The 21,536-nt window shown below is 64.7% G+C and carries 18 protein-coding genes and 1 pseudogene; 12 read left to right on the top strand and 7 right to left on the bottom strand.

Annotation, left to right across the window (positions count from 1 at the left end; all coding sequences use genetic code 11):
* The first annotated feature begins 7 nt into the window (after positions 1–7).
* The 3 genes from rplM to GGQ88_RS06390 all read left to right on the top strand — a co-directional run bounded on the left by rplM (position 8) and on the right by GGQ88_RS06390 (position 1,846).
* A complete protein-coding gene (rplM, locus tag GGQ88_RS06400; RefSeq protein ID WP_183612284.1) occupies positions 8–487 on the top strand; it encodes a 50S ribosomal protein L13 in 480 nt (159 codons plus the stop codon).
* 2 nt (positions 488–489) lie between these two features.
* Positions 490–1,038 carry a 30S ribosomal protein S9 gene (gene rpsI, locus GGQ88_RS06395; RefSeq protein WP_183612283.1) on the top strand — a complete coding sequence of 183 codons (549 nt, stop codon included), beginning with the start codon at positions 490–492 and terminating at the stop codon, positions 1,036–1,038.
* Positions 1,039–1,150: 112 nt separating this feature from the next.
* Positions 1,151–1,846: an HPP family protein gene (locus GGQ88_RS06390; RefSeq protein WP_183612282.1), complete on the top strand. Its 696-nt coding sequence runs from the start codon at positions 1,151–1,153 to the stop codon at positions 1,844–1,846.
* 54 nt (positions 1,847–1,900) lie between these two features.
* Here the strand turns inward: GGQ88_RS06390 and GGQ88_RS06385 are convergent, their stop codons facing one another.
* Entirely contained in the window at positions 1,901–2,677 is a 777-nt protein-coding gene (locus GGQ88_RS06385) for an IclR family transcriptional regulator (protein WP_183612281.1), read from the bottom strand.
* A gap of 81 nt (positions 2,678–2,758) precedes the next feature.
* Here GGQ88_RS06385 and GGQ88_RS06380 point away from each other — a divergent pair, with 81 nt between their 5' ends.
* From GGQ88_RS06380 to dmpG, 3 genes and pseudogenes are all read left to right on the top strand, one after another.
* Positions 2,759–3,544 carry a 2-keto-4-pentenoate hydratase gene (locus GGQ88_RS06380; protein WP_183612280.1) on the top strand — a complete coding sequence of 262 codons (786 nt, stop codon included), beginning with the start codon at positions 2,759–2,761 and terminating at the stop codon, positions 3,542–3,544.
* Between the two features lie 4 nt (positions 3,545–3,548).
* A pseudogene (locus GGQ88_RS06375) lies at positions 3,549–4,491 on the top strand (acetaldehyde dehydrogenase (acetylating)).
* Positions 4,488–5,519 (top strand): 4-hydroxy-2-oxovalerate aldolase, encoded by a 1,032-nt coding sequence (gene dmpG / locus GGQ88_RS06370; RefSeq protein ID WP_183612279.1) that lies wholly within the window; start codon positions 4,488–4,490, stop codon positions 5,517–5,519. The pseudogene GGQ88_RS06375 and the gene dmpG overlap by 4 nt, the downstream one beginning before the upstream one ends.
* A gap of 15 nt (positions 5,520–5,534) precedes the next feature.
* Here the strand turns inward: dmpG and GGQ88_RS06365 are convergent, their stop codons facing one another.
* Positions 5,535–8,564: a TonB-dependent receptor gene (locus tag GGQ88_RS06365; protein WP_246385575.1), complete on the bottom strand. Its 3,030-nt coding sequence runs from the start codon at positions 8,562–8,564 to the stop codon at positions 5,535–5,537.
* Positions 8,565–8,608: 44 nt separating this feature from the next.
* Positions 8,609–10,747 (bottom strand): FAD-dependent oxidoreductase, encoded by a 2,139-nt coding sequence (locus tag GGQ88_RS06360; RefSeq protein ID WP_183612478.1) that lies wholly within the window; start codon positions 10,745–10,747, stop codon positions 8,609–8,611.
* Between the two features lie 171 nt (positions 10,748–10,918).
* Between GGQ88_RS06360 and GGQ88_RS06355 the strand changes: the two genes are divergently transcribed.
* The 3 genes from GGQ88_RS06355 to ribH are packed head-to-tail and all read left to right on the top strand — an operon-like array spanning position 10,919 to position 13,411.
* On the top strand, positions 10,919–11,668 hold the full coding sequence (locus tag GGQ88_RS06355) for a DUF1499 domain-containing protein (RefSeq protein WP_183612278.1): 750 nt from the start codon (positions 10,919–10,921) through the stop codon (positions 11,666–11,668).
* A 43-nt stretch (positions 11,669–11,711) separates the two neighbouring features.
* Positions 11,712–12,983, top strand: a complete 1,272-nt coding sequence (ribB, locus tag GGQ88_RS06350) for a 3,4-dihydroxy-2-butanone-4-phosphate synthase (RefSeq protein WP_183612277.1) — start codon at positions 11,712–11,714, stop codon at positions 12,981–12,983.
* A gap of 5 nt (positions 12,984–12,988) precedes the next feature.
* Complete coding sequence (gene ribH, locus GGQ88_RS06345; RefSeq protein ID WP_183612276.1) at positions 12,989–13,411, top strand: 6,7-dimethyl-8-ribityllumazine synthase; 423 nt, start codon at positions 12,989–12,991, stop codon at positions 13,409–13,411.
* A gap of 4 nt (positions 13,412–13,415) precedes the next feature.
* Here ribH and GGQ88_RS06340 read toward each other — a convergent pair whose 3' ends face one another.
* Complete coding sequence (locus tag GGQ88_RS06340; protein WP_183612275.1) at positions 13,416–14,270, bottom strand: HTD2 family dehydratase; 855 nt, start codon at positions 14,268–14,270, stop codon at positions 13,416–13,418.
* The gene (locus GGQ88_RS06335) at positions 14,270–15,853 is read right to left on the bottom strand and encodes an acyl-CoA dehydrogenase family protein (protein WP_183612274.1); all 1,584 of its coding nucleotides are present in this window, start codon (positions 15,851–15,853) and stop codon (positions 14,270–14,272) included. The genes GGQ88_RS06340 and GGQ88_RS06335 overlap by 1 nt, the downstream gene beginning before the upstream one ends.
* Before the next feature lie 51 nt (positions 15,854–15,904).
* Between GGQ88_RS06335 and GGQ88_RS06330 the strand changes: the two genes are divergently transcribed.
* From GGQ88_RS06330 to GGQ88_RS06320, 3 genes are read left to right on the top strand one after another with little or no spacing between them, the layout of a single operon-like run.
* Positions 15,905–16,354, top strand: a complete 450-nt coding sequence (locus GGQ88_RS06330; protein ID WP_183612273.1) for a MarR family winged helix-turn-helix transcriptional regulator — start codon at positions 15,905–15,907, stop codon at positions 16,352–16,354.
* A complete protein-coding gene (locus GGQ88_RS06325; RefSeq protein WP_183612272.1) occupies positions 16,347–17,414 on the top strand; it encodes an HlyD family secretion protein in 1,068 nt (355 codons plus the stop codon). Before GGQ88_RS06330 ends, GGQ88_RS06325 begins: the two co-directional genes overlap by 8 nt.
* Positions 17,401–18,915, top strand: a complete 1,515-nt coding sequence (locus GGQ88_RS06320; RefSeq protein WP_246385572.1) for a DHA2 family efflux MFS transporter permease subunit — start codon at positions 17,401–17,403, stop codon at positions 18,913–18,915. Before GGQ88_RS06325 ends, GGQ88_RS06320 begins: the two co-directional genes overlap by 14 nt.
* Before the next feature lie 143 nt (positions 18,916–19,058).
* Here the strand turns inward: GGQ88_RS06320 and GGQ88_RS06315 are convergent, their stop codons facing one another.
* Both GGQ88_RS06315 and GGQ88_RS06310 read right to left on the bottom strand, forming a co-directional pair.
* Entirely contained in the window at positions 19,059–19,928 is an 870-nt protein-coding gene (locus GGQ88_RS06315; RefSeq protein ID WP_183612270.1) for a bifunctional 5,10-methylenetetrahydrofolate dehydrogenase/5,10-methenyltetrahydrofolate cyclohydrolase, read from the bottom strand.
* 97 nt (positions 19,929–20,025) lie between these two features.
* On the bottom strand, positions 20,026–21,531 hold the full coding sequence (locus tag GGQ88_RS06310; RefSeq protein WP_183612269.1) for a phosphomannomutase: 1,506 nt from the start codon (positions 21,529–21,531) through the stop codon (positions 20,026–20,028).
* Between the last annotated feature and the right edge of the window lie 5 nt (positions 21,532–21,536).

Below are 21,536 nucleotides of genomic sequence, written 5' to 3'. Positions count from 1 at the left end.
AAGCGCCATGAAGGCACTGAGCAAGGTCACCCGGTCGATCAAACCGGCCGAGGTGGTAAAGAACTGGCATCTTATCGATGCCGAAGGTCTGGTGGTCGGCCGTCTGGCCGTCGTTATCGCCAACCGTCTGCGCGGCAAGCACAAGCCGAGCTACACGCCCCACGTCGATTGCGGCGATCACGTTGTCGTGATCAACGCCGACAAGGTGCGCCTGACCGGCAACAAGCTGAAGAACAAGATCTATTACAAGCACACCGGTTATGCCGGCGGCATCAAGGAAGTGACTGCGGACAAGGTCCTCAGCGGTCGTTTCCCCGAGCGCGTGCTTGAAAAGGCTGTGGAACGCATGATCCCGCGTGGTCCCCTGGGCCGTGCGCAGATGCGCGCCCTTCACCTTTATGCCGGTGCCGAGCATCCGCATGCCGGCACGCAGCCGGTGGCGCTCGACGTCGCTTCGATGAACCGCAAGAACAAGGTGGGTGCATAATCATGGCCGACACCGACAACACCGTATCGAGCCTGGCAGATCTCAAGGATCTGACAGCCGCTGCTCCTGTCGCACCTTCGGCTCCGGCTGAAGAAGGCGAAGTTGCAGCTCCGGTAATCCGCACCGGCCCACCTGCACCGATCCGCGACCGCGAAGTCGACGCGCAGGGCCGTTCGTACGCGACCGGCCGCCGCAAGGACGCCGTTGCCCGCGTGTGGCTCAAGCCCGGTTCGGGCAAGGTCACCGTCAACGGTCGCGACCAGCAGGTCTACTTCGCCCGTCCGACCCTGCGTCTGGTGATCAACCAGCCGTTCCAGGTTGCCGGTCGCGAAGAGCAGTACGACATCGTCTGCACCGTCAAGGGTGGTGGTCTTTCGGGCCAGGCCGGCGCGGTAAAGCATGGCATCGCCCAGGCCCTGTCGAAGTTCGAACCTGAACTTCGCGCTGCCGTAAAGGCTGCCGGCTTCCTGACCCGCGATCCGCGCGTCGTGGAACGCAAGAAGTACGGCAAGGCCAAGGCTCGCAAGAGCTTCCAGTTCTCGAAGCGCTAAGCCGCTTCGGCAACCGCCGAAAATCAAGGGGCTGGCCTTCGGGTCGGCCCCTTTTTTCTTGCCTGCGCTGCGTGACCATCTGAAAGAGCGCCAGTCGAAAAGGTGCCTGCCGATGATGCCGCTTCCCCGCCCCGCCGCTTTGGGACAACTGCGCTTCGGCGGACGGCTGGGCTGGGCGCGCGGAGCCGCCGGTGCGCTGATCGGGGTTGTGCTGGCGGCGGCATTCGGTCTGTCGGTGCCCGACGCCTATCACTGGCCATGGATCGTCGCGCCGATCGGTGCATCGGCGGTACTGGTATTCGCGGTACCGGCTAGCCCGCTGGCGCAACCGTGGTCCGTGCTCGGCGGCAACATGCTGTCTGCGCTGGTCGGGCTGCTGGTCGGTCATGCAATCGGCATCCCGATGCTGGCCGCAGGGCTCGCCGTCGCGCTCGCCATCGCGGTCATGACCTATGCGCGCTGCCTGCACCCGCCGGGCGGCGCCTGCGCGATCGTCGGTGTGCTGGCAGCCAGTGCAGTCGATGGCGGCTGGTCGAGCGTACTGCTCCCACTCCTGCTCAATGTCCTCGCCTTGATCGGCACAGGGTGGCTCTACAACAACCTCACCGGCCACGCGTGGCCGCACGTGCCGGTCCAGGCCCCACCGATGCCGCAAGGCACATGGGCGGGAACGTATGAAAAGGCCGACCTCGACGCCGTGATCGAGGAGTGGGACGAAGTGCTCGACGTCAATGTACAGGACCTCGACGCCTTGTTCCGCGCGGTCGAACGCCGCGTGTTGCGCCGCTGGGAAGATGATCACAGATGAGCCGATCGCCTGATCAGGCTGATTTGGCAGCGTGATTGCAGGGTTTGTGCCTGCTCAGCCTGTTCGGATCGCGGCTTCGATTTCACAAGCAGCGCTCAGCAGGGCATTGATCGTGGCGGCTTGCAATCCGGGACGCAGATCCTCAGTCAGTCTGGATACGGAAATGGCTGCGACCACCTCACCCTCTCCGATCCTGAGCGGTGCGGCAAAGCAGACGAGGCCTTCGGTGATCTCCTCGTTGTCGCGCGCATAGCCTTGGGCGCGGATACGCTGCAGTTCCACGCGCAGGGCGGCAGGTTCGGTGATCGTGTGCGTGGTAAGCGCGGGAAACGGGCCGGTCGCGAGATAGGCTTCGCGCTCGCGCTCGCTCAGATGGGCGAGCAGGACCTTGCCGATGCCGGTGCAGTACGCTTCGAGCTGAAGGCCGACGCGGGTGAACAGCCCTTCGGCGCCCTGACCAGTCTTGATCCGGTAAGTGACCATGTCGTTTTCGAGCGTTCCCGACTGCGCGACGCAGCCCAGCTTGAGCGCCAGGCGATGGAGCACGGGCGCGGCTGCGGCCACGACGACCTGCCGGTGATCTAGCATCTGCGCCAATGCGACAAGGCGTGGACCCGCTATCAACTGGCCGGTCGCTAACCGCCTGAGAAAGCCATCCTGCAGCAGGGTCGTCGCTTGCCGGTGCGCGGTCGCCTTCGGCAGGCCCACCCGGGCGGCGATGGTGGCCATGCTGCTCCCATCGCGATCGGCCAGAACGGCCTCGAGCAGCGCCAGGCTCCGGCTCAAGGCAGCGACGGTGGGGGTTCCCTTGCTGTCAGCGCTCTGTCTCATCTAGCGAGACGATAGTGCGCTGCCGCTCTGGTGCCAAGGGGGTGCTTCGATAGGTATCGGGACAAGAGAGGATGTGGATCGATGAGCAAACCCAGTTACGAAACGCTCGCCCTGCGCCTGCGTGAGGCCTATGCGGCGCAGCCCATCGCGCCGATGCGCGACGGCCTGGAGCCGACCGACGTCGCCGGTGCTTATGCCGTGCAGACGATCAATACGCGGTTCTGGGAAGCGCAGGGTCGCCGCATCGTCGGGCGCAAGGCCGGGCTGACCGCCAAGGCGGTTCAGACACAACTCGGGGTCGATCAACCGGACTTCGGTGTGCTGTTCGACGACATGCGCGTTGCCGATGGCGGCATGCTGGACCCGGCGCGCTGCCTGCAGCCCAAGGCCGAGGCCGAAATCGCGTTCGTGCTGGGCGCCGACCTGCCCTCTTCAGAAACGACTGTCGAGGAAGTGGCCGCCGCCGTCGCCACCGTCCACGCCGCGATCGAGATCGTCGACAGCCGCATTGCCGACTGGAAGATCACCTTTGCCGATACCGTGGCCGACAACGGATCGTCCGCATTTTTCGTGCTCGCCGAAGACGGCAAGCCTCTGGCGGGACTCGATATCTGGACGGCCGGGATGGTCATGCAGATCAACGGCGAGACGGTTTCGCTGGGCGTCGGTGCGGCCGCGCTCGGCCATCCGCTCAACGCTGCTGCATGGCTCGCGCGAACGCTGGCAGCGCGCGGAGAGCCATTGAAGGCAGGCGATGTGCTGCTGGCAGGCGCGCTCGGCCCGATGGTCCCGATGAGTCCCGGCGAAAAGGTCGAAGCCTTCGTCGGCGGCTTAGGCTCATGCTCGTTCACATATTCAAAGGGTTGAAATCATGAGCAAGACGAAAGTCGCGATCATTGGATCGGGCAATATCGGCACCGATTTGATGATCAAGATCATGCGCCTGTCCAACGTGCTCGAGATGGGTGCGTTCGTCGGCATCGATCCTGAGAGCGACGGGCTCAAGCGCGCAGAGCGACTGGGCGTGGCGATCACCTCCGCTGGAATCGAGGGGTTGATCGCGATGCCTGAGTTCGCCGATATCGCCATCGTGTTCGACGCGACCAGCGCAGGCGCGCACGTGCGCAACAACGAACTGCTCCAGGCGCATGGCAAGCGCGTGATCGACCTGACGCCGGCCGCGATCGGCCCCTTCACCATTCCCCCGGTCAACGGCGATGCCCACCTCGACGCGGCCCAACGTCAACATGGTCACTTGCGGTGGTCAAGCCACGATCCCGATCGTGGCGGCAGTCAATCGCGTGGCCAAGGTCCACTATGGCGAGATCGTTGCTTCGATCAGTTCGAAGAGCGCAGGCCCCGGCACGCGCGCCAACATCGACGAGTTCACCGAGACCACCAGCCAGGCGATCGTCGATGTCGGCGGCGCGACGCGCGGCAAGGCGATCATCATCCTCAACCCCGCAGAGCCGCCGCTGATCATGCGCGATACGGTCTACTGCCTGTGCGAGGACGGTGATCGCGAGGCGATCCGCCAGTCGGTCCATGACATGGTGGCCGATGTGCAGGCTTACGTGCCCGGCTACCGCTTGAAGCAGGCGGCGCAGTTCGAAAGCATCGGCGACAACCAGCCGCTGCATATTTCCGAAATGGCCAGTACCGGACGGACCAGCTTCACCGGGCTGAAGGTCAGCGTGTTCCTCGAAGTGGAGGGCGCGGCGCATTATCTGCCGGCCTACGCGGGCAATCTCGACATCATGACCTCGGCTGCGCTGAAGACCGCCGAAAAGATCGCGGAAAGGATGGCGGCATGAGTTTCGATCCGACCACAGACAAGCTCTACATCCAGGACGTGACCCTGCGCGATGGCATGCACGCCATCCGCCACCAGTATGGTCTCGACCATGTCGTCAAGATCGCCAAGGCGCTCGATGCGGCCAAGGTCGATGCGATCGAGGTGGCACATGGCGACGGCTTGCAAGGGTCCAGCTTCAACTACGGTTTCGGTGCGCATACCGACTGGGACTGGATCGGCGCGGTCGCCGAAGTGCTCGAACACAGTATCCTGACCACGTTGCTGCTGCCCGGCATCGGCACTGTGCACAACCTCAAACGGGCGAGTGACATGGGCGTGAAGTCGGTGCGCATCGCCACGCATTGCACCGAGGCCGATGTCAGCCGCCAGCACATCGAGGCGGCGCGCAATCTCGGCATGGACGTGTCGGGCTTCCTGATGATGAGCCACATGTCCCCGCCCGAGGCGCTGGCGCAGCAAGCGCTGCTGATGGAAAGCTATGGCGCGCACTGCGTCTATGTGACCGACAGCGGCGGCGCGATGAACATGGATGAATATGCCGCGCGCTGTCAGGCTTACGATCGCGTGCTCAAGCCCGAAACGCAGCGCGGGGTTCATGCCCACCACAACCTGTCGCTCGGCGTCGCCAACTCGATCGTCGCGGTGCAGAACGGGGTGGTCCGCGTCGATGCCAGCCTTGCCGGCATGGGCGCTGGTGCAGGCAATGCCCCGCTCGAAGTGTTCATCGCAGCAGCTGACCGCATGGGCTGGAACCACGGCTGCGATCTTTACGCGCTAATGGACGCCGCCGAAGAACTGGTACGGCCGCTGCAGGACCGCCCGGTGCGCGTCGATCGCGAGACGCTGACGCTGGGCTATGCCGGGGTCTATTCAAGCTTTCTGCGCCATGCCGAAAAGGCCGCCGCCGACTATGGTGTCGATACGCGCGCGATCCTGGCCGAAGTGGGGCGTCGCAAGATGGTGCGCGGGCAGGAGGACATGATCGTCGACATCGCGCTCGACATGGCCAAGCGCGAGAGCGCCTGACCGCGCTCGCTCAGGTTAGAACTTCCACGCCGCGCCGAACTGGAACTGGCGCGGCGGGGCGGCATTGCGCTGGACGAAGGGCGCGCATTCGCCGAACTGGATCTGGTTCGATGTCGTCGCCGCGTTGGCAAAGCCCGACTGGTTGTTGGCGTTGAGCAGGTTGAATACGTCGGCGCTCAGCTCCAGCCGTCCGGCGAATGCGGGAATGGCATAACGCAGGCCAAGGTCGACCGTTGCCGACCATGGCAGGCGCCCGGAATTGCGGGCCTCGCCGGGGTAGCGGTCGGAATTGCCGACGTAGTTTTCGCCGAAGGACTGGCCATCGCCGTTGAGGTCCTGCGTGCCGAAGATGGCGGCATCGGGCACGAAGTTGACCGGCTGTCCCGACTGGAACAGCCCTGCCACGGTCAGGGTCAGGCCGTCCAAGGGATAGACCGTGCCGACCGCCGAGATGACGTGCCGCCGGTCGTTCGCCGATGGCCCATAATCAGCGCCGAACGTGTTGGCATCGGACGCGCGGAAGTTGACGTCGTCGGTGTCGTTGGTGAGTTTTGACAGGGTGTAGGACAGGCGCAGGGCGTACCAGCCCTCGCCCCGTGACTTCGCCAATTGCAGCACCAGCGCGCGGTAGGTCGCGTTGCCGGCGGTTTCGGACACGGTGATCTGCCGCGCGCCTCCTGCCACCAGCGCCACCGGGCGGGTCGCATCGGCAGCCGCCTGACTGCGCACGAGCCCAAGGCTTTGCGCCAGCGCCAGCCTGCTTGCGTTATCGGGCTGGGCGCGCAGCAGCGCGATGTTGGCGGCAGTCAGATTGGCGACGTTCGGCCTGAACGGCGCGGGGGCGTTGAAATCACGCAGCCGCACCAGATTGTGCGAGCGGCTGTAGATCACGTCCGCGCCCAGCGTGATCGTGTCACTCGCCTGGAACTGGTAGCCACCGCTGAGTTGCAGGCTGTGGGGACTTTTGTAGCCGAATGGATTGAGGATGCGCCCTTCACCCAGCGTGGCGGTGGCGCGTTGGGCCTGGACTTGGGCAGGCGTCGGGCAGGTCGCCACGGTGGCGCAGGGCGGCGCTACCGTGAGGTTGCCGTCGAACGTCACGTCCGCAAGGTCGACGCCTGCCGGGATGATCCCCCTGCCCTGCAATGCGCGCAACTGGCTGAGGAACCCGGCAGAGGTCGTGTTGCGCTGAAGCGCGTCCGAAATCACCGTGTAGCCCAGCTTGCCGTAGAACAGCCCTGCCCCGAACCGGAACGACGAGCGCGCATCGGGGCGATAGTTGAGCGCCAGACGCGGGGCGAAGTTGTTCGTGTCGCCGCCCCTGCCACCCTTTGCGGTCAGCGAATCATAGTCCCAACGCAGGCCGAGCGTGGCGGTCAGGCGGGGGGTCAGGTTCCATTCGTCCTCTACATAGAGCGCGAGCTGCGTCTGGTCTGTGCCGAAACTTTGCGGGCGTAGTTCGACCGCGTAGTTCAGTACCGTCGGATTCAACGCCAGCACATCCTGCGCACCAAGGTTCACGCCCTGGCCCGATGCAGCCAGCGTGGAGAGTTGCGCGGGGGTCAGTTGCACGGTGAAGTTGCCATCGGGATTGCCGCCGCCGAGCAGTGCGAAGTTCGAGTGCAGCAGATCAACGCCGAGGCTGACCCGGTGATTGCCAGCGCGCCGTTCGAGGCGGTGCGTGGTGGCCCAGGTCTTCTCCAGATCATCGAACACGTATCCCGGATGTCCGACCACACCGATGGTCAACCCGCTGGGGCCGACGATCGCCACTTGCGGCCCCGCTAGCCCCTTGGGCTGGGCATAGTTCCAGCGGAAGCGGCTGAACTGCAGCGCGCCGTCGTAGCTCCAGTCGTCGCCCGAATAGCGCAGGCTTGCGGCAACCAGCGTCGAGAAGCGGTCCTGATCGGACCCGGCGCTGGGGAAAGTCGCGTTGCCGCCGCCAAGCCCGCCGCCGGGTCGATCGATGCTGACGCGGCCCACATTGGCGCGCAGGCTCGCGCTCCAGTCATCCGACAGGCGATGGTCGAGCCGCAGCGAGCCGAGCAGCGACTGGTTGTGCCCGGTGACGTTGGCGACCGTGCCCAGCGCGGGCGCATCGACGATCTGCACGTTGCGGTCGCGGGTATATTCGAGGTTGGCGTAGAAGAACGTGGTGTCGCGCACGATCGGACCGCCGATGCTGGCGCCTGCCTGATAGCGTTCGAAGCTTTCGCCGACCGGGTTGCCGCTGAGATCGCGGCGCGGGAAAGCCGATGCGGCATCGAGCGGGCGACCGGGGCGGACCAGTGCGTAGACCTCGCCGTGCAGATCGTTGGTGCCCGATGGCGAGGTGAAGTTGACGACGCCGTTGGGGGTGCGCCCGTAAGCCACCGAATAGCTGTTCGCCAGTACGGTGACCGCGCGGACGAAGCCCAGCGGCACCGGAAACTTCGGCCCGCCAAGGAAATTCTCGTTATTGTCCAGCCCGTCGATCAGGTAGTTGGTGTCGAGGCCGTTCGAGCCATTGATCGAGATCACCGGCGCTTCGGGAAAGAACCCGGTCGATGCGACGACATTGGGCAGGCGCACCAGCGATCCGATCACGTCGCGCCCCTCGATCGGCAGCGCGGCCAGTTCGACCTGGCTCAGCGAGGCCGAGATTTCGGCGTTGACGGTGTTGATCCCGGTTACCGCGCGCGCGGCGGTGACCGTGATTTCGGACGCGCCGACGGGCTTCACGCGCAAGGTCACGCTGCTGGCAAAGTTGGCACGCAACTGTACCGGTTGCGCCTGCGCCTCTTGGTAAGTGTCGCTGGCGGCGGTCGAAACCACCCATGCGCCACCGGTGCCGAGCGCCTGCAACCGCGCCAGCCCCTGCGCGTCGCTGCGCACGGTGCGTCGGACGGCGATGGCGGCGTTTTCAAACACCACTTGCGCGCCTGCAACCGGCTCGCCACTGGCGGCATCGACCACGGAAACCTGCAGACCCGCTTGCTGCGCCATGGCCGGTGTCGCCAGCACGACCGCCATCGCGGCAGCGGGGTAAAGCAGCGAACGCCTCAAGTGGTATGCTCCATCATTCGGGATTGTTTAGATGCTTGTATCGCTCAGCCGCGACGCCACGCGTGGTAGCGTTTTACCCACTCCAGCAGCCGCTCGGGCGCATGCTTGCGCTTCCACGCACCTGCCGCGAACTTGTTGGCTTCGGCCATGGTCGGGTAGGTGTGGATCGTGCCGAGGATCTTGTTGAGCCCCAACCCATGCTTCATCGCCAGCACGTATTCCGCCAGCAGTTCGCCCGCGTGCGCGCCGACGATGGTGACGCCGAGGATGCGGTCCTTTCCCGGAACGGTCAGTACCTTGACGAAGCCGCCGGTCTCGCTCTCGGCAATCGCGCGGTCGAGTTCATGCATCGGCCATAGCGTGACTTCGTGGGCGATGCCCTGCGCGGTCGCCTCGCGCTCGTTCAACCCGACGCGCGCTATTTCGGGGTCGAGGAAGGTCGTAGCGGGGATCACGCGGTAGTCGGCCTTGAACTTGCGGAATTGGCCGAACAGCGCGTTGACGCTGGCGTACCAGGCCTGATGCGAGGCGGTGTGGGTGAACTGGTAAGGCCCCGCCACGTCGCCTGCCGCAAAGATGTTGGGGTAGACCGTCGCCAGATAACCGTCGGTGACCACGGTCTTTGCGGTGTCGATGCCGAGTTCTTCCAAGCCATAGCCGGTCAGCCGCGCCTTGCGCCCGACCGCGACGATCAGCGCATCGAAGGCGAGCGGCGTTTCAGCATCGCCCGCTTTGAGGATCAACCGCCCTTCTTCGACGTGCTGCGCCGCATGGCCCGTCAGCACATGCACGCCCGAGGCTTCCTGTGAGGCCCGCGCCAATGCCGAGACGTCGTCGTCCTCACGCGGGAGCAGCCGTTCGCCCATTTCGATCTGCGAGACCTGTGCGCCCAGCCGGGCGAGCGCCTGCGCCAGCTCACACCCGATCGGTCCGCCGCCGAGCACGGCGATCCGGGCGGGAATCGTGTCGAGCTTGGCGAAAGCGTCCCACAGCGTGTCGCTGGTCAGATAGCCGCTTTCGTTCAGGCCCGGCAGATCCGGGACCACGGGAGATGCGCCCGCCGCGATCACGATGCTCCGCGTCGTCAGCCGCTGCGTGCCGCCGTCATTGCGCGTAATTTCTACCGTCCACGGATCGACGATCCGCGCGTGGCCCTGCACCACGTCGACGCCGAGGCCGGTGTAGCGCTCGACGCTGTCGTTGGGTTCGATCGCCGCGATCACCGCATGGATGCGCGCCATCACCGCCTTGAAGCTGAACTGCGGCTCGACCGGGTTCAGCCCGTAAGTGTCGGCGTGGCGCATCGCTTGCGCGATCTTGGCGCTCTTGATCAGCGCCTTGCTCGGCACGCAGCCGTAATTGAGGCAATCGCCGCCCATCTTGCCCGATTCGACGAGTGTGACGCTGGCCTTGACAGTCGCCGCGATCAGCGAGGACACCAGCCCCGCCGCGCCTGCGCCGATGACGATCAGGTTGCGGTCGTACCGCTTGGGCTTCGTCCACCGCGCGTAAACCCGCCGCCGCTTGATCAGTGCCATAACGCTCTTGCCCGCCCATGGCAGCAGCCCCAGTCCGGCGAACGACAGCAGCAGTCCCGGCGAGGCGACATCGCGCAAGCTCGAGATCCCTGCCAGCTGCGTGCCCGCGTTGACATAGACGACCGTGCCCAGAAGCATGCCGATCTGGCTCACCCAGAAGTAGGTCAAGGTGCGGATTTTCGTCAGCCCCATCAGCAGGTTGACGATGAAGAACGGGAAGATCGGCACCAGCCGCAGCGAGAACAGGTAGAACGCGCCGTCGCGTTCGATCCCTTCGTTGATCGCCTTCAGGCGCGCACCGAAGCGGTTCTGCACCGTCTCGCCCAGCACGAAACGCGAGGCGAGGAACGCCAGTGTCGCGCCGATGGTCGAGGCGAACGACACCAGCACCGTGCCCACCACGAGCCCGAAGATCGCGCCCGCCGCCAACGTCAGGATCGCCGCGCCCGGGATGGATAGTGCCGTCAGCGCGACATAGGCGAGGAAGAACACGCCCGCGACCAGCAGCGGTGCAGCGCGATACTGCGCGTCGATCTCACCCTGCCGCGCCTTTAGCGCGTCGAGCGTGAGATACTGGCCTGCGTCGAACCAGAAGAAGGCGACAACCGCGAGGATCAGCGCGAGCAGTATCAGGATCTTCTTCACGCGCGCGCTCCGTTCGGGCAAGGCAGGCAAGGCACGCGGCGTGGCCGCACGACTGTCGAGCATTGCAGCAAGACAAGCGATTGAAACTTGCCCTTTGGTGCAGCATGGTCCGCCGGTCCGCCTGATATGTAATACAGGACCGGACGAACGACAAAACGAAAGGCGACGGGGATGGCGAACGGCAAATGGACGACACGCAGCAGCCGATGGTCGCGCAATCTGGCAGTTGCGGCGCTGGCCATCGCCGCAGTGGGCCTCGTGCTGGCGCGCTATGACATCGTGCCAAAGTTGACCGGGTTCAGCGCGATGCTTGCTGGCGGCGCACTCGCGATCGTCGGGGCGGTGCTCGGGATCGTAGGGCTGGTGCTGAATTTGCGCCACCCCACGTCGTTGCGCAACGCTGCCATCGTTGGCCTGGTGCTGTCGCTGCCATTCGCGCTGTTCCTGCTGACCCGGCCAATGTCCGCGAACGGCGCGCCGTCGATCCACGACATCACCACCGACCTCGCCAATCCCCCCGCCTTCGCGAAGATCACGCTGCGACCGGACAACCTGACCGGCGTTGAGACGGTAGAAAACTGGCGCGCGATCCACGCCAAGGCCTATCCCGATCTCAAGTCGGTAAAAATTGCCAAGCCTGCCGCCGCGACCTTTGCCGCCGCGCAGGCCCTGGTGACGAAGCGCGGGTGGAAGGTCGCCGCCGCCGACCCGGCAAAGGGCACAATCGAGGCAACCGCCACCGTCTCGTTCATTCGCTTCAACGACGATGTGGCGATTCGCATTGTGCCGACCGACGACGGCGCCGCAAGCCTGGTCGATATGCGCTCGGTGAGCCGCGTCGGGATCGGCGATCTGGGCGTCAACGCGAAGCGCATCCGCTCATTCCTGGGGGATCTAGCGGAAAATCCCCACGCAATGTGATTTCTCGCTTGCACCTCACATCATAGTGTGAAAATGAGGCTGCATGTCTAGCGAACTCATCACTCGAATCCGCCGCCTCGTCGTTGAAGGTGGCATGTCCCGGTCCGGCCTTGCGCGTGCTTCGGGGTTGCATGCCAACACCTTGCGCGACGTTACCGAGGACACCTGGAACCCGACCGCCGATACGCTGGCCAAGCTCGAACGCTTCCTGTTCGACAGTGACGATACCCCGGCGCTGGTCCCGATCGAAGAGATCATCGAGGAAGCGCGCAATGGCCGGATGTTCATTCTGGTGGATGACGAAGACCGCGAGAACGAAGGCGATCTGGTCATCCCCGCGCAGATGGCAACGCCCGATGCGATCAACTTCATGGCCACCCACGGTCGCGGACTGATCTGCCTGACGCTGACCCGCAGCCGCTGCAAAAGCCTCGGCCTTGAGCTGATGAGCCGCAACAACGGCACGCGCCACGAAACCGCGTTCACCGTCTCGATCGAAGCGCGCGAAGGCGTAACCACGGGCATTTCGGCGGGCGACCGCGCACGCACGGTGTCGGTCGCGATCGACGCTGGCAAGACGCGCGACGATATCGTCACCCCGGGTCACGTGTTCCCGCTGATCGCGCGCGATGGCGGCGTGCTGGTTCGCGCAGGCCATACCGAAGCGGCTGTCGACATCTCGCGCCTTGCCGGGCTGAATCCTTCGGGCGTGATCTGCGAGATCATGAAGGACGATGGCACGATGGCGCGGATGGACGATCTCATCCCGTTCGCGCGCAAGCACGGCCTCAAGATGGGCACGATCCGCGACCTGATCGAGTATCGCCGCAAGCACGACCATCTGGTCGAATGCACCGGGCAGGCCCCGTTCACATCCGATTACGGTGGTGACTGGACGATCCGGACCTATCGCAACAAGGTTGATGGATCGGTCCATCTCGTGCTGCAGAAAGGCGCGATCGTGCCGGACCAGCCGACGCTGGTGCGCATGCACGGCATTTCGATCCTGTCCGACGTGCTCGGCTCGCCCGGCCCGCGCAAGCGCGTGCTCCAGCGCGCGATGGCCGAAATCGGCAATGCGGGCTCGGGTGTGATCGTGCTGCTGATGCCGAGCGATCCGGCGCAGCTTGTCGCCGAAATCTCCGGCTCGGACGCCAACGGCATGGATTTGCGCAGCTACGGCATCGGCGCGCAGATTCTTGCCGACCTCGGGGTGCATGAAATGGTCCTGCTGACCAACGCACACCGCAATATCGTGGCAATCGAGGGCTACGGGCTCAATATCGTCGGCGAACAGCCGATTTCCAAGGACTGATACCAATGGCCAAGTTCCTGATCGTCGAAGCCCGCTTCTACGACCACCTCAACGACATGCTGATTGCGGGCGCACGGGCTGCGATCAAGGCCGCAGGCCACGATTCGCAAGTGGTGACCGTACCCGGCGCGCTCGAGATTCCCGGCGCGATCGCGTTGGCCGACCAGTCGGGCGATTACGACGGCTATGTCGCGATCGGCGTGGTCATTCGTGGCGAGACGTACCACTTCGAGATCGTAGCAGGCGAAAGCGCGCGCGGGATCATGGCGCTGACGATGGATGGTGTCGCCATCGGCAACGGCATCCTGACGGTCGAAAACGAAGCGCAGGCGCTGGTCCGCGCCGACCCCGCGCAAAAGGACAAGGGCGGCGAAGCGGCCAAGGCGGCGATGGCCCTGCTCACCTTGCGCGAACGCTGGGCTAACTAAGGGTTCAGGTGATGCTGGCGTTCGCCGCCATCACCTGACGCCCGTCCTCCGCAAACGCGCCGAGTTCGAGCGCGTCGCCGGTCCCGCGCATCACCAGATGGAGCGTCTCGCCGCAGATCGCGGGCGAGAGACCCCGGAATGCGAACTGCGCCAGAGCATTGTCGCCAAGTTCTGCCTGCGCGAGATCCAGTAGCAGCGTCGCGGTCAGTGGTCCGTGAACCACCAGCCCGCGATAGCCTTCGATGCCACTGGCGTAGGGCAAGTCGTAATGGATGCGGTGCGCGTTGAAGGTTAGCGCCGAGTAGCGCAGCAGCAGTGATTCACGCGGCGTTACCGGGCGGTGCGCCGACCATGGCGCAGGGTCGAACGTTCCCTCGCCCAACGCGGGCGGCACCAGCGGCGCGCCTGCCGGGGCAGCATCGCGATAGACCACGGTCTGCATTTCGCGCACGGCAAGCCCGCGCCCACTGTGCGTTTCATGCGCGATATCGACGAACACCAGCTTGCCGCTGCCGCCGGTCTTGTCACTGATGCCGGCCACGGTGGACGTCCGCTCGACCGACTCGCCCAGCTGCAGTGGTTTCAGAAACTCGACCTTGCTTGATGCCCACATCCGGCGTGGCAGCGGGATCGGTGGAAGGAAGCTGTCGGCACCGCCGTCCCGCAACGGGTGCCCGTCCTCGCCCAGTTCCGCCGTCGGTGCGTCGGGAACGCACAGGCACCAGTGCAACCCTTGCGGCACACCGCTGCCGCTGCCGGCCGCAAGATCAAGCGTCGCCAGCCAGCGCGCGGCAAGGCCCGCGTCCACGCGGTCCGTCCGCCGCTCGCTACGCCCGACCCACGCGTCGAATTCGCCCATCAGTTGCGCACCTCCAGCAGCCCGCGCGCGATGACTTGCGCCTGTATTTCGGCCGCACCTTCGAAGATGTTGAGGATGCGGGCGTCGCACAGCACGCGGCTGATCTCGTATTCCAGCGCATAGCCGTTGCCACCGTGGATCTGCAAAGCGGCATCGGCATTGGTCCACGCGGTGCGCGCAGCCAGGAGCTTGGCCATGCCCGCCTCGATGTCGCAACGCTTGCCCGAATCCTTGGCGCGCGCGGCTGCATAAGTCAGCTCGCGGGCCATCACCATGTCGACGACGCTCATCGCCAGCTTGTCGGAAACGCGCGGGAACTGGATGATCGCCTGGCCGAACTGCTTGCGGTTCAACGCATAGTCCAGCCCGAGCTCCAGTGCGCGCCGCGCTACGCCGACCGCGCGCGCGGCGGTCTGGATGCGTGCGCCTTCGAACGTGCGCATCAGTTGCTTGAAGCCCTGCCCCTCCTCCGCGCCGAGCAGCGCATCGCCGGGGGCCTTCATGCTATCGAACTGCAGCGCGTATTCGCGCATTCCGCGATAGCCGAGCACCTCGATTTCGGACCCGGACATGCCCGGTGCCGGAAACGGATCGACCTCGGTCCCGCGCGGCTTTGACACCAGCAGCATCGAGAGTCCGGCGTAACCCTTGGCGTCGGGCACGGTGCGCACCAGCATCGTCATCAGGTCCGAGCGGGCGGCGTGGGTGATCCACGTCTTGGCTCCGTCGATGATCCACTCACCATCATCGCCGCGACGTGCGCGCGTCTGGAGCGCACCGAGATCGGAGCCGGTGTCAGGCTCGGTGAAGACCGCCGTGGGCAGCACTTCGCCACTGGCGATACGCGGCAGCCACTGGGCCTGCTGGGCCTCGGTCCCGCCGCTTGCGATCAGTTCGCCCGCGATCTCCGAGCGCGTCCCCAATGAGCCTGCGCCGATCCACCCGCGCGACAGTTCTTCGGTCACCACGCACATCACCAGTTTGCCCAGGCCGAGCCCGCCATAGGCCTCCGGAATGCACAGCCCGAAAGTGCCGAGGTCTGCCATCGCCTGCACGGTGGCGTCGGGGATCAGCGCATTGTCGAGATGCCAGCGGTGCGCGTGAGGAATGATCTGTGCACTGGTGAAGCGGCGGAACTGTTCGCGGACGGAATCGAGTTCGGCATCCTGGAATGATTCCGACGGCCATTGCCCGTCGGCAAGCGCGGCCGCGACTTGTGCTCGGATCGAGGCTGCATCGGCGCCAAGGAGATCGGCGCAGGCGGCCTGCAGAATTCCGGCCGCCGCATGCAGTCCCAGATCGCCGGGACGAACCATCTCGTTCGGGCCCATCGGCAAGCCGCCAACCAGTTGCGCCACGGTTTCGGCAAAGGCGAGGTGGGCAACGGCCGTATCCAGTTCGCTCCGCGCAGTTTCATGCCATGCCGCAACCGCCTCGATCGCCGCAATGCTTGTTGCGACCCAGGCAAAGCCATGCGCCGCCCGCTGATGCGCGTCGATCCGCTGCCCATCGAGCCGCATGGCCAGAGCTGAAAGTGCACTGGCGCGGTATAGGCGGGCGGCGTCTAGATAATTCTGAAACATCGGCACCTTTTGCACATTGCTGAATGTAAGCACTGCTATTATGGCCAGAGCATGGAAGCAAACGTGGCCTACGTGTCATCAGACATTGGCCGTCTTTACCGCAAGCGGTTTGCGGCTGCGGCGAAGCGGTTTGGAGTGACGGGTCCGCAATGGCGCGCTTTGGCCACGATCAATCGCACTCCGGGCACGACCCAGCAAGCGCTGGCATCGTGGCTTGAGGTAGAAGCGATTACCGTTGCCCGGATGATCGACCGCCTTTCGAAGCTGGACCTCGTCGAACGCCGCGACGATCCTGCCGACCGCCGTCGCTGGCGCCTGTACCTGACCCCCAAGGCTGACGAGTTGATGATCGGCATGGCATCCTGCGCCTCTGCGGTGATCGATGAATCGGTCGCTGGACTGTCAGCCGCCGAACAGCAGCAACTGCTCGCGCTGCTCGAACGGGTCAGAGCCAACCTTACCGATGACGTACCTACAGAAGCGGAACCGACCGATGGCTGAAGCCGATCCTTTCCCCCGTGACGAGGCGAGCGCCGCAGCAAGCCCGGTCAAGGCACCACGACCCAAACGCTCTCTTCCGCGCACGGCGTTCGTGGCGCTGGGTCCGATCGTCGCAATCGGCGCGGGCCTGTGGTACTGGTATGGTGATCCCGGCACGGTCGAGACCGACAATGCCTATATCAAGCAGGATATCGTCTCGGTCGGGGGCGAAGTCAGCGGACTGATCACCCGCGTCAACGTGCGCGAGAACCAGCACGTCAAGGCGGGCGATGTCCTGTTCACTATCGACCCGGCGACGTTTACGGCGGCTGTCGCGCAGGCCGACGCGCAGATTGCGTCGGCACAGGCGCGCGTGACCGGGCTGAACGCCGATATCGCCGCCAAGGCTGCAGAACTTGCCGGCGCGCGCGATGACCTTGCGCTCGCGCAGTCCAATTATAATCGTGAAAAAGCGCTGATGGACAAGGGCTTCAACACCCGGGCACGGATGGACACGGCCAGCCACGCGGTTGCCAGCGCCCGCGACCGGATCGGCGCTATTCAGGCCGAGGTCGAGCAGGCCCGCGCGCAATTGGCGCAAGGGTCACAGGTTCCCGGCGTGAACCCCGCCATCGCCTCGGCTCAGGCAGACCGAGTCCGGGCCCGGATAGAGGTCGAGCGGACCGTCGTTCGCGCGCCCGCCGATGGTGTGATCACGCAAGTAACGCGGCTGCAAGTGGGCCAGATGGTGTTTCCCGGCGCGCCGATGCTGTCGATCGTGCGCGACGGCGGCGCGCGGGTCGAAGCGAATTTCAAGGAAACCGACCTTGCGCGGATGCGGCCCGGACAGCCTGCCGAAATCAGGCTGGACGCCTATCCGGGGCTGACGCTGAAGGGCCGCGTCGAATCGATCGGGGCGGGCACCGGTTCGGAGTTCTCGGTGCTTCCCGCACAAAACGCCACCGGCAACTGGGTCAAAGTGATCCAGCGCGTGCCGGTACGAATCGCAATCGACGACAAGTCAGAGCGACCGTTGATTGCGGGCCTGAGTTCCGATGTCAGCGTCAATGTCGGCGACTGAGCAAAACCCGCCGCCGCTGGTTTCGCGCAACCGCACGTTGATGCTGGTCGGTGCGATGGCAGCAATGGTGATGTACACCCTCGATACGACCATCGCCAACGTCGCGCTGCCGCACATGACCGCCTCGCTCAGCGCGACGAGCGATACGATCACGTGGGTTCTGACCAGCTACGTGCTCGCCTCGGCGGTAGCTCTGCCGCTGGCCGGGTGGCTGGTCGACAAGTTCGGCATCCGCAACATGATGCTAGGGTCGGTGCTGCTGTTTACTGCCGCCTCGATGCTGTGCGGCGCGGCGCAGAGCCTTGAACAGATGGTCTTCTTCCGTATCCTCCAAGGGCTCGGCGGCGCGTTTCTATCGCCACTTGCCCAGACCGTGACGCTTGATTCCAGTACCGACGCCGAGCGTCCGCGGATGATGGCGATATACACGCAAGGGGTCATGCTGGGGCCGATCACCGGCCCGATCATCGGCGGTTACCTGACCGAGAATTTCGACTGGCGCTGGGTGTTCTACGTCAACCTGCCGGTCGGCATCGCCTGCTTCGTGCTGCTTGCGCTGTACCTTCCCAAGACCCCGACACGCAACCGAAAGGTTGACCTTACCGGCTGGCTGCTGGTCGCACTTACTGTTTCTGGGCTTCAGCTCATTCTCGACCGGGGGCTGTCGCAAGACTGGTTCGCGTCGGCAGAGATCATTATCTACGGGGTGGTCGCAGTCGCCTGCGGGTGGTTGGCGGTCTTCCACCTGTCGGGCAGTGCCACACCCTTGTTTCCGATTGCGCTGTTCCGGGATCGCAATTTCGTGGTCGGGCTAGGCTTCATGTTCGTGATCGGTTTGGTGATGATGTCGGTGATGGCGCTGCTGCCCGGCCTGCTGCAGCAGATCTATGGCTACACGCCCTTGCAATCGGGAATGTTGCTGGCACCGCGCGGGATCGGGATGCTCGTTTCGATTACCCTGTTCGGGCGTCTGATGGCCAAGTTGGACGCCCGCGCAGTGTTGGGGCTGGGTCTGCTGCTGATGGGTTGGTCGATGTGGCTGATGACCGGCTGGTCGACCGAGATGCCGCGCGGCCCAATCATCTTTGCAGGGCTGCTGCAAGGTGTCGGCATCAGCTTCACGTTCCTGCCGATGAACCTGATTGCGTTCGCGACCCTGGCCCCGCAGTACCGCACCGATGCGTCGAGCCTCGGCAACCTCATGCGCAACATGGGATCGTCTATCGGAATTGCCGGAGCGTCTGTGGAACTGGCGCGCAATGTCCAGGTCAACCACGCAGAGCTTGGCGCGCACATCACCCGCACCCTGATTCCGTTCAACCTTGATCGGATCACGGCATTCGGTGGCCCAAGCGACGCGGCGATGCAGATCGTCGATGGCATGGTCAACCAGCAGGCGGTGATGATCGCCTATATCAACGATTTCTACGCGATGGCGCTGGCCTGTTTCTTCGCGATTCCGCTGCTGCTTTTCGTGCGCAAGGCCCAGCCGCGCGGTTGAGTAGCGCCGAGTCCGGCAGACAAAAAAAGGGCCGACTTGCGCCGACCCTTGGAAGTTTTGGGAGAGGATGCCTGAAAGGCACCCCCTCTATCCACCTCACCATGCAATGCTGCAAGTGCGAAATAAGCGTACAGGGTTGCGATTTATGCAATCGTTTTCGCCGATCGCTTGGCCGCCAGCACCGTGTTGCTCAACAGGCAGGCGATCGTCATAGGCCCAACACCACCAGGAACCGGCGTGACGGCCCGTGCATGGTCCAATTCGTGGGTGGCGCAATCGCCGACCAGGCGCGTCGTGCCATCGAAATCGGTCACGCGGCTGATCCCGACGTCGATCACAACCGCGCCCGGCTTGACCCAGTAGCCGCGCACAAGATGCGGGGCCCCTGCGGCGGCCACGATGATATCGGCCTTGCGCGCCACGTCGGGAAGGTCCCGCGTCTCGATGTGGGTGACCGTGACTGTCGCCTCGCGTTCGAGCAGTAGCATCGACACCGGCTTGCCGACGATGTTCGATTTGCCGATCACGACGACATTCAGACCGCGATAGTCCTCAATCACGCTGTCGAGCAGCAGCATCACTCCGAGCGGCGTGCACGGCACCAGTCCGCCGGTCCCGGTCGAGAGCCGCCCGACGTTGACCGGATGGAACCCGTCGACATCCTTGCCCGGATCGATCCGGTCGAGCACCAGCGCGGCGTCGATGTGCTTGGGCAGCGGCAACTGCACGAGGATGCCGTGTACGCCTGCATCGGCATTAAGCGTATCGATCAGCGCAAGCAGGTCCTCCTGCGGCGTTTCGGCATCGAGGCGATGCTCGACCGAGCGGATGCCCGCCTTGCGGCATTGCGAGATCTTGCGACCGACATAGACCTGGCTGGCGGGATCATTACCGACGAGGATCACCGCCAGACCCGGCGCGGTGCCGCCACCGGCGACGATTTCGGCGACGTCTGCGGATGTCGTTTCCAGCAGCTTAGCCGCCAGCGCCTTGCCGTCGATGATCTGTGCCATGAAGCTCCCCTTACGATTCGCGCTCGCATAGGGATGGAAGCCCGCGGCGTCACGGGCATTATTGTATGTGTTGCATACTAAAAGTGCAACGGGCGTTTCAGGTCGTCGCTTCGGGCACCACGCTTTCGAGCACATGGGCAAGCGCCCGCGCGTTAAGATCACGCGCACGGGCTTCGGTCTCGGCCTCGGTATAGCAGCGCAGTTCGGGTGCGTTCCCCGATGGGCGGAAGTGAATGATCGCGCCATCGGCGAAGGTCATGCGGTAGCCGTCGGTCGTATCGATCGCGGTTGGAAGGCCCGCGATCTCGCCGAATACGCGTGCGATCCGTGCCAGCTGCTCATCCTCGCCGCCCTCGCTCAGGAACGCGACCAAAGCGGCGCTATGTTCCTGCGGGAAATCGGCAACGCGATCGCTGTAGGTAAAGCGCGGCGGCAGGGCGGCGACGACATCGCCGACTGGCGTATCCTTTGCCGCCGAAACCACCGCGATGATCGGCAAAAGCGCGTCGCGGGTCGGGAGCGCGGACAGCCCATCGACCGGAGTCTGGAGCAGAAACCCTCCGTTGGCTTCGTACCCGCAGACGCGTGCGTCGGGCGCTGCGTCGGCCTCGGCCATCATTGCGGCAATCACATAGGGCGATCCGATCCGCGTGCGCACGACGCGCGGCACGGCGCCGCTCAATTCGGCCACCGTATTGCTGCTGACCGGCGTGACCACGACGTCCGCCGAAACGCCACGCGCGCATAGCAGCCCGACGATATCGCCACGCAGCCACGTGCCCGATGCATCAGACACCAGCGGGCGGTCCGAATCGCCGTCGGTCGAGATGATCGCGTCGACCTTGTTCGACCGCGCCCAATCGGCGGCCAGGGCGACGTCTTCCTCGCGGATCGCTTCGGTATCTACCGGGACGAACTGTTCGGAGCGCCCGAACGGCACGGCAATCCCGCCCAGAGCCTCGACCGCGCGGACCAGCAGATCGCGCCCTACTGCCGAATGTTGGTAAATGCCGATGGTCAGGCCCGAAAGCACATCGGCGCCGAAATAATCGACATAGCGCGCGACGTAGGCGGCTTCGACATCGTGGACATCAGGCAGCGCGGCGGGATTGGCGAGCGCACCGTCGGCATCGTAGCGCGCCGGATCGATCGTCACCATCTGCCCGACGATCCCCGCTTCATCGGACTTAAGCACTTCGCCGTGCGGACGGTAGAACTTGATCCCGTTGCGGTCTGCCGGAATGTGGCTGCCGGTGACCATGATCGACGGAATGCCGATACCCATTGCATAAAGCGCCAGCGCCGGGGTTGGCGTGCGTCCGCAATAGACCACATCACCCCCGCAATCGCGCACCGCCGTGGCGACAGCGGCAAGAATGCGTGGCGTGCTGATCCGCAGATCTCCGGCCAGCGCCACGCGGTCGCCATCGGCAAATTCGCCGATGTCGCGCAGATACTGGAGGAATGCCGTCGCATAGGCATGACACAGCATGTCGGTCATCGCCCGGGCCAGCCCGCGCACGCCGCTGGTGCCGAATGGTACGCCACTTTGCGCCATCAGTTCCGAAACGCTGGCAGTGCGGCTTTGGGCAAATTCGTTCATGCAAG

The organism is Novosphingobium hassiacum (genome assembly GCF_014196055.1).
In the GTDB taxonomy this organism is placed as follows: domain Bacteria; phylum Pseudomonadota; class Alphaproteobacteria; order Sphingomonadales; family Sphingomonadaceae; genus Novosphingobium; species Novosphingobium hassiacum.
Note: the sequence above shows the minus strand (reverse complement) of the source record. Positions and strands in the feature narration are given on the sequence as shown.